This is a genomic window from Mesorhizobium sp. ArgA1 (assembly GCF_053714375.1).
In genome coordinates this window covers 640,975-656,212 of sequence record NZ_JBSKBQ010000001.1, presented here as the reverse complement: position 1 = coordinate 656,212, position 15,238 = coordinate 640,975, and the positions used below count along the sequence as shown (strand labels likewise).

Below are 15,238 nucleotides of genomic sequence, written 5' to 3'. Positions count from 1 at the left end.
TCTCAGAATTTCAGTTTCTGCATGGCCATCATCAGATCGGTCGAGATGCCGACGGTGGTCGGTTGGGCAAACAGCACACCGACCGAGGTCTGGGCTGTCGAAGTCGGATGGTTGATTTCCCACAGGCTGGTGAAGCGGGTCAGGAATTTGTCGAGCTTGGCGGGGTCGGTGAAATCGGTGAGGTCGAGCTTTGCCTCGAAGGCCTGCGCCTGCTTGTCGATGTCGGCGGTGGCGAAAGAATCGGGCAGGCCAATCGCGGTGCGTACCACGCTGGCCAGGGCTGTATCGGCCAGCACGTCGTACCAGTTGGTGATCGTCGGCGCCTTTCGTTCGAAATAGAGCGCCAGCCGCACGCCTTCATTGGTCTTGCCGGCATCTTCTTCCAACGTCTGACGCATGTATTTGTCGACGACCGGCTGCTGTGAGGCGCTGCGGGTGGTCGCCGCTTCGCCATAAGCCTCGAAATTCAACGAGGTGGCGAGCCTGGCGAAGGCCTTGTTGTTGGCCTTGTTGGCGACGCTGTCCGGGTCACGGACGCCGCCTTCCAGCACCCTGCGGATCAGGTCCTTGCTGACGCTTGCCGGATCGATCCCGCTGGCCGACAGCGCATAATTGTAGAGCCGGCTGTCGGCCATCAGATCGTCTATCGACTTCACCTTGGTGATGTTGGCGAGGTAGTAGCTGGTCTCGGCCTCGACAGCATCCGCATTCGGCTTGATGAGACCAAGACTGGACTCGGTCGTGTAAAGCGTCGGCGTGGTCTCCAGCACGGCATCGCGCGTGGTCGTCTGATCGCCATATTGGGCAAAGTCGAAGGCGGCGACGAAGTTGGCGTAGCTTTTGTCGGTCAACAGGTTGGCGGGGCTGAACGGATCGGTGACGCCGCCGTTGACCATCGTGCGGATCTGCTTCGCTGTCTGGGTCGATGCATCCAGCCCATAGGCAGCCATGGCGAAGGTCAGCAGGCGCTTGTCCTTCAGCAAGTCTTCGATCGACTTCACCTTGGAGATGTTTGCCGCGTAGTAGTCGGCCTCGCCCTTGATGTATTGCGCGGTCGGCTTGACCAGCACCAGCCCGGTTCCGGCCATGATCGCCTTTGGAACCGCCTGCTGGACGGCGTCGCGTGCTGTCGCCTGGTCGCCATACTGGACGAAGTCGAAGGCGGCGACGAAAGCTGCATAGCCCTTGTTGGTCGACGTGTTCGCCGGGCTGTTCGGGTCGGTGACGCCGCCTTCCAGCATCGCCCGGACGGTCGCCGGCGCTTCGGCGTCGGCGTCGAGGCCGAATGCGGCCATTGCATAGGTGAGCAGGCGGTCGTTGCCCATCAAATCGTCGATCGATTTGACGTTGGAGATGTTGCCAATGAAGTAGGACGTCTCGCCCTTGTAGTAGTCGAACCCGTTCTGCAAGGCGCCGAGCCCAATTTGGGCCGTATAGTTCTTGGTCACGCCCTGCTGCGCGGGGTTGTAGCTGGTGGCATCCGCGCCCAACGCTGCGAAATTGAAGGCCGAGACGAACTCGGCATAGCGCTTGTCGGTCAATTTGTTGGCGAAGCTGTCGGGGTCGGAGACGCCCTCCTTCAGGGCTTTGACCATGAAGGCCTTGGCGTAGGCCATGTCGCCAAGGCCGTAGGCCTTCATGGCATAAGTGAACAGCCGGGTGTTCTTGACGAAATCGTCGATCGATTTCACGCTGCCGATGTTGGCCAGATAGTAGTCGGTGTCGCGCTTGGTGACCGGGTCCGCCTCGATGCGGTCGATCGCCTTGGGAATATCCCTGGCGATGAGCTGGTAGCTGGTAAAAGTGCTCAACACGACATGCCTCCGGTCGCAGCTTCAGAGTCAGAGTATGCGGACTTGCTTGCGCGAGGCTGAATCGGTTCGCCATGCGTGATTCAAGCCTCACACAAGGCACGGGGGCTATCGATTAGGCCTGAGGTGATATGGAAGGATCTGGCGTGGGCATTCTGATCGGACTGGTGGTGACGCTCGGCTGTGTTCTCGGCGGCTTCATGGCCATGGGCGGCCATCTGCATGTGCTGATGCAGCCCTGGGAAGCGGTGGTCATCTGCGGCGCCGCGCTCGGCACCTTCCTCGTCGCCAACCCGATGAAGACGGTCAAGGACACAGGCAAGGGCATCCTCGAAGCCTTCAAGCAGGCGGTGCCGAAGGAGCGCGACTATCTGGAGACGCTGGGCGTCCTGCACAGCCTGATGCGCGAGCTGCGCTCAAAGTCCCGCAGCGAGGTCGAGGCGCATATCGACAACCCCGAGGAATCGGCGATCTTCCAGGCGTTCCCGACCGTGCTCAAGAACCACGATCTGACGCATTTCATCTGCGACTATTGCCGCATCATCATCATCGGCAATGCGCGCTCGCATGAGATCGAGGCTCTGATGGACGAGGAAATCCAGACCATCAAGTCCGACAAGATGAAGGCCTATCATGCGCTGGTGGCGGTTGGCGACGGTTTGCCGGCGCTCGGCATCGTTGCCGCAGTACTCGGCGTCGTCAAGGCGATGGGCGCGCTCGACCAGTCCCCGGAAATCCTCGGCGGCCTGATCGGCGCCGCCCTTGTCGGAACCTTTCTCGGCATCTTCCTGTCCTACGCCGTGGTCGGGCCGGTCGCGACCAAGATCAAGACGGTGCGCGAGAAGAAGAACCGCCTCTACATCATCGTCAAGCAGACGCTGCTCGCCTACATGAACGGCGCCTTGCCGCAGGTGGCGATCGAGTTCGGCCGCAAGACCATCTCGTCCTATGAGCGGCCGACGATCGATGCCGTCGAGCAGAGCACGATGAACACCGCATCCGCCGAGAAGAAAGCGGCCTGAGCCATGCATGACGACAGACAGGACCGCACGCCGTCATGACAAGTCCTGGCAGCCCCTCGCAAGCCCGCTCGCTGATCATCGAGCGTCTGGTCGGTGACAGCGGTGAGGCCGGTCATGTCATCGGCACCGGGCGATCGATGGGCGAGCGCGCCCTGCCGCTGCTGCAGAAGAGCCTGGCCGGCGGACTCGGCGCTCAAGTTACCGTCGACCTGCGCGCGGTCGAGGTCAGCCGCGTGCCGGATGCGCGCGTGCATGCCGGCGACAGCTTTGCCATGACCATCATTGCATCGCCGACCTCTTCCGATGCGATGACGCTGGTGATCGATGCGCCAGCGATCGCAGTTATGGTCTGCGCGCTGTTCGGCGGCGATCCGGATCAGCCGGTTTCGCCGATCGAGCGCGCGCTGTCGCAGATCGAAATCGATGTGGCGACCACCGTGTTCCAGGAGGTTGCGCAGGCGCTGAACGGATCGGGCCGGCGCTCACTCGAGCTGCGGCTGCCTGTGCCGCGGGCGCTTTCGGGCAATGAAGCCAGGCGACGCGTGCTGCGCGACGGCGCGGCGGTGCGCATCGTGTTCGGCATTTCGACGCCGACCGACAGCGGCACGGTCACGGTGATGATCCCGCAGCGCATCCTCTTGGCGACGCGCGGTATCGCCGATGTTCAGGACAGCGAGGGCACAACCTCCGACTGGCGGGCACGTTTTTCGGAAGAGGTGATGCGCTCGACGGTGACGCTTGAAGCGACCATGCCACTGGCCCGCCTGACGCTCGGCGACATCGCCGGCTTCGAGCCGGGGCAGGTCATCGAGTTCGAGGAAACGGCGCAGTCGCACGCGAGGCTGAGCGCGCGCGACAAGACGCTGTTTGTGTGCGAGTTCGGCAAACTCGGGCAGAATTACACCGTCCGGATCAGGCATCCTTACGATGCCGGTCAGGATTTTATCGATGGGCTCATGCCAGGCTGACGCCGCGCAAGCTCAAGCATTTGGAGACGACTTATGGCCAAGACCAAGGTGGAAGCCAATATCGACCAGCCGGACGAACAACTCGACCGCGCCATCGAGGAATTGCGCGGCGTCCTCCAGGAGGAGGAAAAGCGGCCCGACGCCGCCTTGCGTGCCGCTATGTCCGGCACCAATTCGAACGTCATCATGAGCATCCCGGTCGACGTGCAGATCATCCTCGGCAGCACCGAAATGCCGGTGTCGGACCTGATGGCGCTGCAGAAGGGTTCGACGGTGGCGCTGAACCGGCGCATCGGTGAGCCGGTCGACGTCGTGGTCAATGGCCGCAAGATCGCGCGTGGCGAAATCACCGTGCTGGAAAGCGATCCGTCGCGCTTCGGCATCAGGCTGACCGAAATCATCGCTGCCACCAAGAGCGCCTAGGGGACAGACGACATGCGGTCTCAGCAGCGATCGGAGCGGATGCCATGACGACTCAGGTGACGCTCACGCGCCCGCAAAAGGCGGCGGCCATCCTGGTAGCGATGGGCAAGCCATCGGCCAGCCGCCTTCTGAAGTTTTTCAAGCAGGAAGAGCTGAAGGCGTTGATCGAAGGGGCGCGTCTGCTGCGCACCATTCCGCAGAGCGATCTCGAACGTATCGTCGCCGAATTCGAGGCCGAATTCACCGAAGGCGCCGGCCTGCTCGATTCCGCCGACCGGATGGACACCATCCTCAATGAATCGCTGTCGCCCGAAGAAATGAGCGCCATCATGGGCGACAAGCGCTTCGAGGTCGCGCCGGAGGGACCGCCGCCGATCTGGCCGGAGCTGGAAAAGCTCGAACCGACGCGTCTCGGTACATTCCTTGCCACCGAGCATCCGCAGACCGCAGCCATGGTGCTGTCGAAGCTTGCGCCGCAGGCCGCCGCCAACATCCTGCTGACCATGGAAAAGCCGATGCGCAGCGAGATCATCAAGCGCATGGTGACGATGGCGACGATTCCCGACGTCGCCGCCAGGATCATCGAAAACCAGCTGCGCGCCAGCGTGCTGGCGCAGACCGCCACCAAGGACATCTCGGCCGGACAGGCACGCGTTGCCAGCGTGCTCAACGAGATGGACAAACCGCAGCTGGAAGAGGTCATGCAGGACCTGGAAGAGGCCGGCACGCCGGATCTCGGCGGCGTCCGCTCCAGGCTGTTTGCCTTCGACGATCTGCCGCTTCTGACCCAGAAGGCGAGGGTGCTTCTGTTCGACGGGCTGTCGACCGAATTGATCACGCTGGCGCTGCGCGGTGCGGCGCCCGCATTGACGGAGTCGGTGCTGTCGGCAATCGGCGCCCGGTCGCGGCGCATGATCGAGTCCGAGCTCGGGCAGGGTTCGGAAGGCATCCAGCTTGCCGACATCATGGCGGCGCGCAAGAACGTTGCGGTGGCGACGATCCGGCTTTCGCGCGAGGGGGCTTTCGAACTCCCCTCGTCGCAGCAGAGCGAGGCGGCGTAGAGCCGAGCGCTGACCCCAAATGGCTGAAGCGGCTGACAAAGACTCCAAAACCGAAGACGCGACAGAAAAGAAGATCCGCGACACCATCGAACAGGGCAAGCTGCCCCATTCGCGGGAAGCCGCACTCCTGGCGTCCTTCATCGCCATATTGGTGTTCACCGTCTTCTACGCCAAGGACGCGGTGGTCGATCTCGGCATGTTCCTGTCCATGTTCCTGGAGAAGCCGGAGGTGTGGCCGATGAACACCGAGACCGACGTCATCGCGCTCTACAAGACCGTGATGATGGAGATCGGCCGTGCCGTCGTCAGCCTGCTGGTGCTGCTGGTGGTGGCCGGCATCGGCGCTTCGGTGCTGCAGAACATGCCGCAATTCGTCGGCGAGCGGATCCGACCGCAACTGTCGCGAATCTCGATCAGCAAGGGATGGACCCGGCTGTTCGGCGTGCAGGGTTTCGTCGAATTCCTGAAGTCGCTGGGCAAGCTCGGCTTTGCCAGCATCGTGCTCTACTTCACGCTGTCGCAGGATTACCGCCAGCTGCTGGCCGGCATGATCACCAACCCGGTCGCTTTCGGCCTCGTTATCAAGAGCATCGCCGTCGACATTTTGGTGGCCATCGTCTTCGTCATGGGGCTGATCGCGTCTGTCGACATCGTCTGGTCGCGCTTCCACTGGAAGCAGGATTTGCGCATGACCAAGCAGGAGGTCAAGGACGAGTTCAAACAGTCCGAGGGTGACCCGATCATCAAATCGAGGCTGCGCTCGCTGGCGCGCGACCGGGCGCGCAAGCGGATGATGACGGCGGTTCCGCGCGCGACGCTGATCATCGCCAATCCGACGCACTTTTCCATCGCGCTCAAATATGTCCGCGACGAAGATTCAGCACCCATGGTGCTGGCCAAGGGACAGGACCTGGTGGCGCTCAAGATTCGCGAGATCGCCAAGGAGCACAACATCCCGATCTTCGAGGACGTGGCACTCGCCCGCTCCATGTACAAGCAAGTTTCGGTTGATAGCGTGATCCCGTCGCAATTCTACCAGGCCGTCGCCGAACTGGTGCGGATAGTCTACTCGAAAAAGGCTGAGCGGAGACAAATTCAATGAACCGCCAACCGCACGCAAAATCCCGCGAACTCATCGTCGCCAAGGCCATCGAGCAGGTGGTGGACGAGTTGCGCCTGATCGATGTCGCCGACTACATCGCCTTCATCCGGCTCGAGCATTTCGCTTGCCTGTCGGACCTCGTGGATTCGGCGGTGGAACTGTTCTTCCTGCCCGGCACGCTGCGGCTCGGCCACGGCGGCGAAGCGCATGTCGACTGGAGCGGCAGCCCGCGCATCGTGCTCGATCTCGAGCTCAGGCCGCCGGGCGTCACCGTCTATTTCCAGCTGACGCTGAGCGAAGAGAGGTCTTCGGTCGCCGTCAACTATGTGTCGTTCGAGAAACCCGGCGAGGATCCCGAGCACAACACGACCTTGCTGGAGACGGTGATCGAAGAGGCGCGCATCCGCAGAACCGAGCCGCTCGCCTATCGCTGATTTTTGTCCGCCGCTATCTCAATCGTCTGAGCACGCCGGCCTGAAGGCAGGCAGGCGTTGTTACTCGATCAACCCCAGCCGCAACGCCTTGGCCACCGCCTGGTTGCGGTTGACCGCATTGAGCTTCTGGGTGGACTGGGTGAGATACTGGTTGGCGGTGTGGACCGACAGCTTCAACAGCCTGGCGATCTCTTCGCTGGTGTTGCCGTTGGCGGTCAGCTTCAGACACTCCAGCTCGCGCTTGGAGATCGATCGCATCCGGCTGGCATCGTTGGGACGAATGCGGGCGACGGCGGCGAACAGCGAGAAACAGCGGGCGTGGATTTCGTAGAGCGTGTCCTCCGGCAGCGTGATCGTCGAGCCCAGGAAGACCACCAGCCCGCAATGACCACGATCGGCATGAACGGGAAAGGCGATGCCGTTGGTGCCCGGCGCCAGCGGCGCCGTGCGCTCCGTCCAGGCGAGTTTCTGGAAGACGGCGTCCGAGCCGGCGATGCCGTCATCGGCCCACCAGCGCGGCGCCGTGGAAGTGCCGCTGTGGCGCACCATCTCCTCGCCATTGGCGCCGGCGATGAACTTGGTCGCGACAGCGGTAGCGGGATAGTCGGAATCGAAGCTCGGCACGAGGCGCGCGCGTTCCGGCGAAGGGCTGACGAAGTAGAGGCCGAAGGCTGACGCGTTGATGTCGACGGCGATCCAGCGGCAGCGCCGCACCGCGTCCGGGATGGTGACGGCGTTGTGCGTTTCGGAACCGATGGAGAAGGCGCCGAACGGATTGCGCTGCTCGTTGAAAAGGGCTTCGGCCGCCGCCTTGATGTCAGCGTGTTTCAAATGATGCCGCTCCTGATCGCCGTGGCGATGGCCATCGCGCGGTTCGAGGCCGCGAATTTCTGGATGGCGTGGGTGATGTAGCTGTTGACCGTGTTGGAGGAGACCCCGAGGATCACCGCGACCTCATCGGTGGTCTTGCCTTCCGACACCCAGAACAGGCATTCGCGCTCGCGGTCGGACAGCGGGTCCTGCATGGCGGCGGCGGCGACCAATTGCGGAATGGCGGACAGCGCATAGCAGCACTTCAGCTGCGCCTTCATCAGCGCCGGCTGGTCGATCTTGCCGGCCTCGGCCGCCGAGAACAAGGCAAACAGCCGCTGGCGGCCGACATTGAGCCGCAGCGAATAGACTTCGGCATGGCCAAGCACGTCGAGCAGGCGCGCTTCCTCGCCGGTGAGCAGCCTGCCGGCGTCGGGCGCTTCGGCGGCCACCAACGGCTTCGGGCGGATGCCCGGTGCCACGGTCAGCGGCCCCTGGGCAAGGCCGGCGATCAGCCGCTTGCCGATGAGTTCGATGGCGTCGAAGATCCAGTTGGAGGAGACGATGCGGGCGTCGTTGCGGTCCTGGTCGTGGACGATGGCGACGAGCATGTAGCTGTCGGCGCCGATCTCGGCGGCAAGCTGCATGAAGAACGAGGTGAGATCGCCGCGGGACGCGAGGCGCGAACCTGATGTGTCGGATTGCAGAAGCGCGGCGGAGCTGCTCATTGGATGCTTTGGTTGTATGTCATGGCCGGAATCTTTTCTTGAGCCCGGATGCCGGGGTCACCAGCGGCCGAACTTGAAGACGCATCACGTTTACGAAGCACTCACACGGCGCGGCGTCGCGCAGATCACCGAATCCATCAGGGAACGCGAAGCCGTCCGCGTCTGGTGCCGGTCAGAGGCCGGTACTTGAGACTTTGGGTGGTCGCCGCGCCCCCCAAGGACCGGCTGATTCGGGTCTAATCTACCCGCAGATGAATCCGACATCAAATGCGATTTGACAAAATCGATTTTTCTGGACTCAGGCGACTCGGGGGCGGCTTCCGTGGCCTTTTCCTGCCTCGAGCGACCCGAAACGCCGACACGAAAAAGCCAGAGGGTGTTGCGACACTGCCGTATCGAGGAACGATCGATTCCGATAGGTTCTCGGCGACCGGCAGGGGTGGGCGTCCCTTCGGTCGTAAAAGGCGGATTTGGCGGCGCTTGCTTCGCCGCCATCAGCATCGGGGGTAATGATGAAGCGGGTTTTCCTGGCGTTCACGGTGGTGCTTGCTGTTCTTGCCGGTGTCGTAGCTGGCAAGGCGGAGCCGATCGTCACCTATGCGCTCGACAACGGGCTGCAGGTGGTGCTGGTGCCGGACCATCGTGCGCCGAAGGTGGTGATGAATCTGCGCTATCGCGTCGGGTCGATGAATGAGCCCGCGGGACGCTCAGGCTTCGCGCATCTGTTCGAACATCTGATGTTTTCCGGCACGCCGGCCTGGCCGAACGTGTTCGGCGCGCATGCCGCGCTCGGCAACGAGATCAATGCGTGGACCACCGAGGACGGCACGGTCTACTACGTCGACGGGCTGTCGTCGTCGCTGCCGATGATCTTGTCGCTGGAAGCTGACCGCATGGCCAATCTCGGCCGGTCGGTAACGCAGGCCAAGCTCGATTTGCAGCGTTCGGTGGTCAAGAACGAAATGCGCCAGAACGTGCTCGACAAGGCCGGCGCGTCCGGCTGGGAAGCTTTCTGGTCCGGCCTGTTCCCGAAGCCGCATCCCTACAGCCGCATGGTCATCGGCTCTGTCGCCGACCTCGACGCGGCGACGCTCGACGATGTCAGAGGGTTCTTCAACAGCTATTATCTGCCCAACAATGCGGTGCTGGTGCTGGTCGGCGACCTCAAGGTCGACGACACCAAAGCGCTGATTGCCGATACGTTCGGCCGGGTGGCGCGCGGCTCCGACGTGGCGCGACCCGCCGTGCCGGAACCGGCGCAGGCCCGGCTGAAGCTGGTGCTGGAGGATCGTGTGCCGAGCCCCGTTGTCGTGGTCGGCTTCAGCGGCCCGGTGGCGCAGTCGCCGGACAATGGCGCGCTCAGCATTGGAGCCGAACTGCTCGGCAATGGCGAATATGGATTTCTGCGCAACCGGCTGGTTTCGCAATTGGGCATTGCCACCTATGCCAGCGCGAACTGGACCGTCGGCCTGCTCGGCGGCCGCTTCACCTTCGAGGCGGGTGCGGCCGAAGGCGTAGCGCCGGAGGCGCTGGAAAGCGCGATGAAATCGGCGTTCGCCGATTTCCTCAAGACGCCGCTCGATCCGGCCGATGTCGAGCGCGCGCGCATCGGGCTGTTGCAGGCCGCGCGGCTCGGCAATGAAGGGCTGAAGGACCGCGCCGGCACCGTCTCCTACAATGCCGACGTGCTCGGCGATGGGCAGAGCGCGCTGGTCGACGATCCGCGCGTCAAGAACGCCAGCGCGGCGGACGTCGAAGCGACGATGAAGCGGCTGTTGAAACCGGAAGACGCCAGCGCGCTGGTGCTGAAGCCCGGCCCGCGCGGCGGCTATCCCGATGCGCTGATCGGCTCGTCCGGCACGCCGCTGCCGTTCACCGCGCCGGAGCGGGCAGCGATCGACATTCCGAAGCATGCGGCCGGGCAAGCGCCTTCGGCGACATTGCCGGCAAAAGAAACGGCGACGCTGTCGAATGGCATCAAGCTCGTCCACTACACCATGCCGGAAGCGCCGATGGTCTATGTGGCGGCCAGTGCCGCAGGCGGCTGGAACAGCGTGCCGGAAGGCAAGGAAGGGCTTCTGGAACTTGCTGCAAGCATGGCAACGCGCGGCGCGGGGACACGCGGCTCGGCCGACTTCGCCAAGGCGGCCAGCGACATCGGCGCCGGTGTCGGCTACCAGGCCGGCGCACTGACCACGACGATGACGCTTGGCGTGCCACCGGAAAAACTGGACCAGGGTCTTGGCCTGCTTATCGACGCGGTGCTGAAGCCGCGTTTCGACAAGACCGAATGGACGGTGCTGATGGCGCAGACGACCGACTGGCTGAACGGGCGCGAGGCGGACCTGCCGGGCGTAGCCGGCCGCGTGGCAAAGGCAGCCCTTATCCCGCAGGTGCCGGGCAAGGCTGCGGTCGACTGGTCGGCAAAGGCGCTGGCCTCGATCTCGCTCGACGAGGCAAGAGACGCGTTCAAGGCGGAGTTCACGCCGAAGGCGGTGACCTTCTACAGCGTCGGCCCGATGCCGGTCGCGACCGTTGCAGCCGGCCTTGAGAAAGCATTCGGCGCGTGGACAAGCGACGCCGCCGGCTATGCCGTCGAGCAAGCGCCGGCGGCGCATTTCGGTGGCGGCCAAAAGGTGCTGCTGGTGCCAGAACCCGGCGCCAGCCAGTCGGCGCTGTTCGTCGCGCGGCCGGCGCCCGGCACCGACGAAAGCGAGCGCGCCGAATCGACCGCGGTCTCCAATCTGCTCGGCGCCGATTTCTCCAGCCGGCTGAATTCGGTGATTCGCGAGGAGAAGGGCTATTCCTATGGCGTGTCGAGCTATCTCATGAGCCCGATGAAGGCCGGCTCGGGACTGGTGGTGGCAACCACCGTCGAGCGCGCCAACACCGGACCGGCGATCACCGAAATCCTCAAAGGGTTTGCCGGCCTGACCACCTTGCCGGTGGCGCAGGACGAGGTCGACCGCACGGTGACCGTCTATCGCCGGGCGCTCGCCGGATCGGCCGAGACCTCGGCCGGCCTGTTCTCCTCGCTGATTGGCGCGGTTGGCAGCGGCTCGACGCTGGAGGACCAGCAAGGCCGCATGGCCGCGCGCACAAAGCTGACGCTGGACGCGGTGCAGAAACAGGCGTTGGCCTTGTCGTCGCTCGATCCGTCACTGATCGTGGTGGCGGGCGATCCTGACGTGGTGATGCCGCAGCTTGCCGCGATCGGCCTTAGAGATGTGCAGGTCGTCAAACGGGAAGAGACGGAGGAGCAGACCGCGATGCGGGCGCTTGACCTTCTCGGCAACAAGAGGCAAGCGCCTCTGTCCGCATCGCCATGGCGGGTGGGTGATGGCGGTACGACGCGGGCGGTGCACGCCTGCGCCGGTGACAGGGATTGCGGCGCGCAGATACACGCAGACTAATCAGTTCGACGCGCGGCCGCCGGCCGCGTTGAAATCTTGGGCAACTTTGTTTCGGGGGAAACGATGAGCGATTCATTTCGGGAAGTAACGTCCGTCTCGTGGTTCGGGCGGATCAAGCGCGCGGTGGGCGGGGTCATCTTCGGTCTCATCCTGATCGTGCTGATGGTGATCGGGCTGTTCTGGAACGAGGGGCGCGCCGTGCAGACGGCACGCTCGCTGGCAGAGGGGTCGGGCGCGGTCGTTGCGGTCGGCGCCGACAGCGTCGATGCAGCCAATGACGGCAAGCTGGTCTATGTGAGCGGCCCGGTGACGGCCGATACCGGCCTGGCGGATCCGGATTTCGGCATTGCCGCGCAGGGGCTGCGGCTGTCGCGCAGCGTCGAGATGTATCAGTGGAAGGAAGAGTCCAAGTCGGAGACGACGAAGAAGCTCGGCGGCGGCGAAGAGACGGTGACGACCTACAGCTATTCCAGAGTGTGGGATGACAGCCAGATCGACTCGTCCGATTTCAAGAAGCCGGACGGCCATCAGAATCCGTCAATGGCAATCCACAGCCGCACATTCCAGATCCCGCAGGGCAAGCTTGTCGCCTTCGATCTGGACACGCCGGTGCTGGACCGCATCGAGGGCGACAAGGACTATTCGCTGACGGCCGATCAGTCGGCGGCGATAAAGGCCGCCTATAGCGGGACGAAGCCGCTCAGCATCGTCGATGGCAAGATCTATCTCGGCAACGACAACACGACGCCTGCTTTGGGCGACTACCGCATCGGCTACGAACTGGCGCCGCTCGGCGTGGTCAGCATCGTCGCGCGCCAGGCCGGCAGCCGGTTCGAGCCCTACCAGACGCAAGCGGGCGACGCGCTGCTGATGGTCGATACCGGCAACGTGCCGGCCGAAAAGATGTTCGCCGACGCGGTCAGCGCCAACACGCTGATCACCTGGCTGCTGCGCGGCGCCGGCCTGCTTTTGCTGACCATCGGCTTTGCGCTGTTCCTCAGTCCGATCGGGGTGATCCTCGACGTCATTCCCTTCCTCGGCAGCATGGCGCGGATGGGCACTGGCATCATCGCCTTCGTGCTCGCGATCCTGGTTGGCACGACGACAATCGCGATTGCCTGGTTCTGGTACCGGCCAGTGTTGGCGGTAGCCATCCTGGCGGCAGGCGTGATCGCCGCGGTGATTGTCTACAGGATCGGTCGGTCGCGAAAGCCGGCCGTGCCGGCGGCGGCGCCGCCTGCCGGCGCAGCCGTCTAGTTCGTGAACCCATAATCGGTGGTGGCCGAGATGGGATGGAAAGCGGACATTAAGGTCTAGACCCTAGAACCGAGGACACCCAGACTTTTTCAAATCGCTCGTTGAGTTCGTCCCATTCTCGTCGAGTAACATGCAATCCGTCCAACCAAACGGCTTTCAAAGCAGGCATGCCATATAGCAATGGTAAGGTTCCTGCTGCTGTGAAGGATGTCTGCTCGTCGTGACCCCCTATGGACAAATACTCTAGGTTCGGAAGCTGGGTCAGCACGTCCAGATCGTGCTCTGCGATCTTCGTCGACCATATGTCGAGCCAACGTAGTTGAGACATTGAACAGATAGCCCGAAGTCCTTCCTTGGTGACATCTGTGCTACCTAGCTCCAAATTTGTGATGATCTTCGACTCAGAGACCATCTGCGCAAAATCGTCGGTGAAGTTTGACTCTTCAAAGTCTAGTTCCGTCAGCGAGGGATTGCTGAGGAGCGCAGCGAGCGAGTCTTTCGTGACATGTGCAGAGTGCGCAGTCAGTTTTCTGAGAGTTGGAAGCTGTGCGATCTCAAACAAATCGCTGCTGCTGACGCCCCATTGACAGCTAAAATCCTCGAGGCTTTCGGCCTCCCTAAAGTCGACTAAACGACCGGACCCTGCAATTCCTAGTAGATGAAGTTCTTTTATGTCAGATATTTGCACAACGGAATTTATCGCCGCACGGGTAATGTCACACCAAATCTGAACGCGGCCTACGGACCGGATTGCTCTCAGATCTTCTGCATCGGCTTTCGCGAACAGCTTTTTCCATCGAATGTAGACCTCGTCATATTGCGGATTAGCCGCAAACTGAGCCTTGTGGTTATCATCTAGAAATTCGTCACGTCCGCTCTCAAATGCGTCCAAGCTAAATTTCATTTTTTCTCTGTCCTACATGCCTACGAGGCCACTTCCCCTGCTAAGGGTACGATCTGCAGTCTAAGAAGCCAAGAATGCGACCAATGGAGTTTAGCAAATGTCCGCAATAAGTCGTTTGTTGACTGGCGGCTTCCATCTCCCGCCGGATTCTAATGCCGGCCAAGCATAAGCTGTTTTTGGCCCGAGGGACTTCGACTGCGGCACCGTCCGACAAGCAGTAAGACACGCCGCCTGTCGAACGAGAAGCGACTCTAAAAGGTCCCTTATCCCTATCGATCCTCAAAACCCGTCAGCACGCCGACGGCGTTGATGCCGATCTCCTCGACGGCATAGCCGCCTTCCATGACGAACAGCGTCGGCAGGCCGAGCTTGGCGATGTGATGGCCGATCTTCGGATAGTCCGGGCTTTTCAGCTTGAACTGGCTGATCGGATCCTTCTCGAAGGTGTCGACGCCGAGCGAGACGATGACGATATCGGGCGCGTAAGCGGCGAGCCTGACGCAGGCGTCTTCCAGCGAGGCACTCCAGGCGTCCCAGTCGGTGCCGAAGGGCATGGGATAGTTGATGTTGAAACCTTCGCCGACGCCCGCGCCGCGCTCGTCAGCATGGCCGAGGAAGAACGGGTATTCGACCATCGGGTCGCCATGCAAATTGAGCACCTGCACGTCGGCGCGGTCATAGAAGATTTCCTGCGTGCCATTGCCATGGTGGTAGTCGACGTCGAGGATAGATACACGGCTGGCGCCCTGGTCGAGGAACCATTGGGCGGCAACGGCGGCGTTGTTGATGAAGCAATAGCCGCCCATGAAGCCAGCGCCGGCGTGATGGCCTGGCGGACGGCAGAGCGCGAAGGCGGACCGCTCACCACCCTTGACCAGAGCCGCCGCGGTCAACGCGACGTCATAGGACGACTTGATCGCGGTCCATGTGCCTTCGACGAAGGTGGCGCCGGCGTCGAAGGAGTAGTAGCCGAGCAAGGCATCGACGCGCTGCGGCGGTACGTCGGCGCGCAGGCCGCGCGTCGGCCAGGTGAAGGGCATCGCCGTGCCCTTGTGGCCCTCTGCCGTCCATCGCGGCCAGACCGTCGGCAGGAAGTCGATGTAGTCGGTCGTGTGAATGCGCTTGGCCGCAGCGAGATCATGCTCGACCGGTCCGATGATCGGCCCCAGCTTCTCGCTCTCGACCCGCGCCTTGATGAACTCGGCCCGCGATGGCTTTTCGAAACCCGGCACGATGGCCGATGTGACCAGCTCCATCTGGCCGGCATGGCCGGCGTGGAGCGGGGAATAGACAGTCTTCATGAAG

13 protein-coding genes are annotated in these 15,238 nt (G+C 62.7%); 8 read left to right on the top strand and 5 right to left on the bottom strand.

From position 1 onward, the window contains the following. Window positions 1-2 precede the first annotated feature (2 nt). Complete coding sequence (locus tag ACWGTI_RS03075; RefSeq protein WP_454585741.1) at window positions 3-1,814, bottom strand: DUF1217 domain-containing protein; 1,812 nt, start codon at window positions 1,812-1,814, stop codon at window positions 3-5. A gap of 143 nt (window positions 1,815-1,957) precedes the next feature. On the opposite strand from ACWGTI_RS03075, the gene motA reads away from it, so the two are divergent. Genes motA through ACWGTI_RS03045 form a run of 6 tightly spaced genes read left to right on the top strand, consistent with a single transcriptional unit; the run spans window position 1,958 to window position 6,821 of the window. Next, window positions 1,958-2,833 carry a flagellar motor stator protein MotA gene (gene motA / locus ACWGTI_RS03070; protein WP_112559342.1) on the top strand — a complete coding sequence of 292 codons (876 nt, stop codon included), beginning with the start codon at window positions 1,958-1,960 and terminating at the stop codon, window positions 2,831-2,833. A 35-nt stretch (window positions 2,834-2,868) separates the two neighbouring features. Continuing rightward, complete coding sequence (locus ACWGTI_RS03065) at window positions 2,869-3,801, top strand: FliM/FliN family flagellar motor switch protein (protein WP_454585740.1); 933 nt, start codon at window positions 2,869-2,871, stop codon at window positions 3,799-3,801. 33 nt (window positions 3,802-3,834) lie between these two features. Next, window positions 3,835-4,224: a flagellar motor switch protein FliN gene (gene fliN, locus ACWGTI_RS03060; protein WP_454574569.1), complete on the top strand. Its 390-nt coding sequence runs from the start codon at window positions 3,835-3,837 to the stop codon at window positions 4,222-4,224. A 44-nt stretch (window positions 4,225-4,268) separates the two neighbouring features. Continuing rightward, on the top strand, window positions 4,269-5,285 hold the full coding sequence (locus ACWGTI_RS03055; protein WP_454585739.1) for a flagellar motor switch protein FliG: 1,017 nt from the start codon (window positions 4,269-4,271) through the stop codon (window positions 5,283-5,285). A 19-nt stretch (window positions 5,286-5,304) separates the two neighbouring features. Continuing rightward, window positions 5,305-6,387 (top strand): flagellar biosynthesis protein FlhB, encoded by a 1,083-nt coding sequence (gene flhB / locus ACWGTI_RS03050; protein ID WP_454585738.1) that lies wholly within the window; start codon window positions 5,305-5,307, stop codon window positions 6,385-6,387. Further along, entirely contained in the window at window positions 6,384-6,821 is a 438-nt protein-coding gene (locus ACWGTI_RS03045; RefSeq protein ID WP_454585737.1) for a hypothetical protein, read from the top strand. Before flhB ends, ACWGTI_RS03045 begins: the two co-directional genes overlap by 4 nt. A 60-nt stretch (window positions 6,822-6,881) precedes the next feature. Here the strand turns inward: ACWGTI_RS03045 and ACWGTI_RS03040 are convergent, their stop codons facing one another. Next, complete coding sequence (locus ACWGTI_RS03040) at window positions 6,882-7,652, bottom strand: response regulator transcription factor (RefSeq protein ID WP_454585736.1); 771 nt, start codon at window positions 7,650-7,652, stop codon at window positions 6,882-6,884. Beyond that, window positions 7,649-8,359 (bottom strand): helix-turn-helix transcriptional regulator, encoded by a 711-nt coding sequence (locus tag ACWGTI_RS03035; RefSeq protein ID WP_454574573.1) that lies wholly within the window; start codon window positions 8,357-8,359, stop codon window positions 7,649-7,651. Before ACWGTI_RS03035 ends, ACWGTI_RS03040 begins: the two co-directional genes overlap by 4 nt. Before the next feature lie 509 nt (window positions 8,360-8,868). On the opposite strand from ACWGTI_RS03035, the gene ACWGTI_RS03030 reads away from it, so the two are divergent. Both ACWGTI_RS03030 and ACWGTI_RS03025 read left to right on the top strand, forming a co-directional pair. Then, the gene (locus tag ACWGTI_RS03030) at window positions 8,869-11,772 is read left to right on the top strand and encodes a M16 family metallopeptidase (protein ID WP_454585735.1); all 2,904 of its coding nucleotides are present in this window, start codon (window positions 8,869-8,871) and stop codon (window positions 11,770-11,772) included. Between the two features lie 63 nt (window positions 11,773-11,835). Then, the gene (locus ACWGTI_RS03025; RefSeq protein ID WP_454585734.1) at window positions 11,836-13,029 is read left to right on the top strand and encodes a TMEM43 family protein; all 1,194 of its coding nucleotides are present in this window, start codon (window positions 11,836-11,838) and stop codon (window positions 13,027-13,029) included. A 49-nt stretch (window positions 13,030-13,078) separates the two neighbouring features. Here ACWGTI_RS03025 and ACWGTI_RS03020 read toward each other — a convergent pair whose 3' ends face one another. Together ACWGTI_RS03020 and ACWGTI_RS03015 are read right to left on the bottom strand one after the other, a co-directional pair. Further along, window positions 13,079-13,933, bottom strand: a complete 855-nt coding sequence (locus ACWGTI_RS03020; protein WP_454585733.1) for a hypothetical protein — start codon at window positions 13,931-13,933, stop codon at window positions 13,079-13,081. A gap of 269 nt (window positions 13,934-14,202) precedes the next feature. After that, window positions 14,203-15,234, bottom strand: a complete 1,032-nt coding sequence (locus ACWGTI_RS03015; RefSeq protein ID WP_454585732.1) for a histone deacetylase family protein — start codon at window positions 15,232-15,234, stop codon at window positions 14,203-14,205. Window positions 15,235-15,238 lie beyond the last annotated feature (4 nt).

Excerpts from the sequence above, each read along its gene's own strand:
- ACWGTI_RS03065 (WP_454585740.1), top strand. The coding sequence starts at position 2,869 with ATGACAAGTCCTGGCAGCCCCTCGCAAGCCCGCTCGCTGATCATCGAG.
- fliN (WP_454574569.1), top strand. The coding sequence starts at position 3,835 with ATGGCCAAGACCAAGGTGGAAGCCAATATCGACCAGCCGGACGAACAA.
- ACWGTI_RS03055 (WP_454585739.1), top strand. The coding sequence starts at position 4,269 with ATGACGACTCAGGTGACGCTCACGCGCCCGCAAAAGGCGGCGGCCATC.
- flhB (WP_454585738.1), top strand. The coding sequence starts at position 5,305 with ATGGCTGAAGCGGCTGACAAAGACTCCAAAACCGAAGACGCGACAGAA.
- ACWGTI_RS03045 (WP_454585737.1), top strand. The coding sequence starts at position 6,384 with ATGAACCGCCAACCGCACGCAAAATCCCGCGAACTCATCGTCGCCAAG.
- ACWGTI_RS03035 (WP_454574573.1), bottom strand. The coding sequence starts at position 8,359 with ATGAGCAGCTCCGCCGCGCTTCTGCAATCCGACACATCAGGTTCGCGC.
- ACWGTI_RS03030 (WP_454585735.1), top strand. The coding sequence starts at position 8,869 with ATGATGAAGCGGGTTTTCCTGGCGTTCACGGTGGTGCTTGCTGTTCTT.
- ACWGTI_RS03025 (WP_454585734.1), top strand. The coding sequence starts at position 11,836 with ATGAGCGATTCATTTCGGGAAGTAACGTCCGTCTCGTGGTTCGGGCGG.
- ACWGTI_RS03020 (WP_454585733.1), bottom strand. The coding sequence starts at position 13,933 with ATGAAATTTAGCTTGGACGCATTTGAGAGCGGACGTGACGAATTTCTA.
- ACWGTI_RS03015 (WP_454585732.1), bottom strand. The coding sequence starts at position 15,234 with ATGAAGACTGTCTATTCCCCGCTCCACGCCGGCCATGCCGGCCAGATG.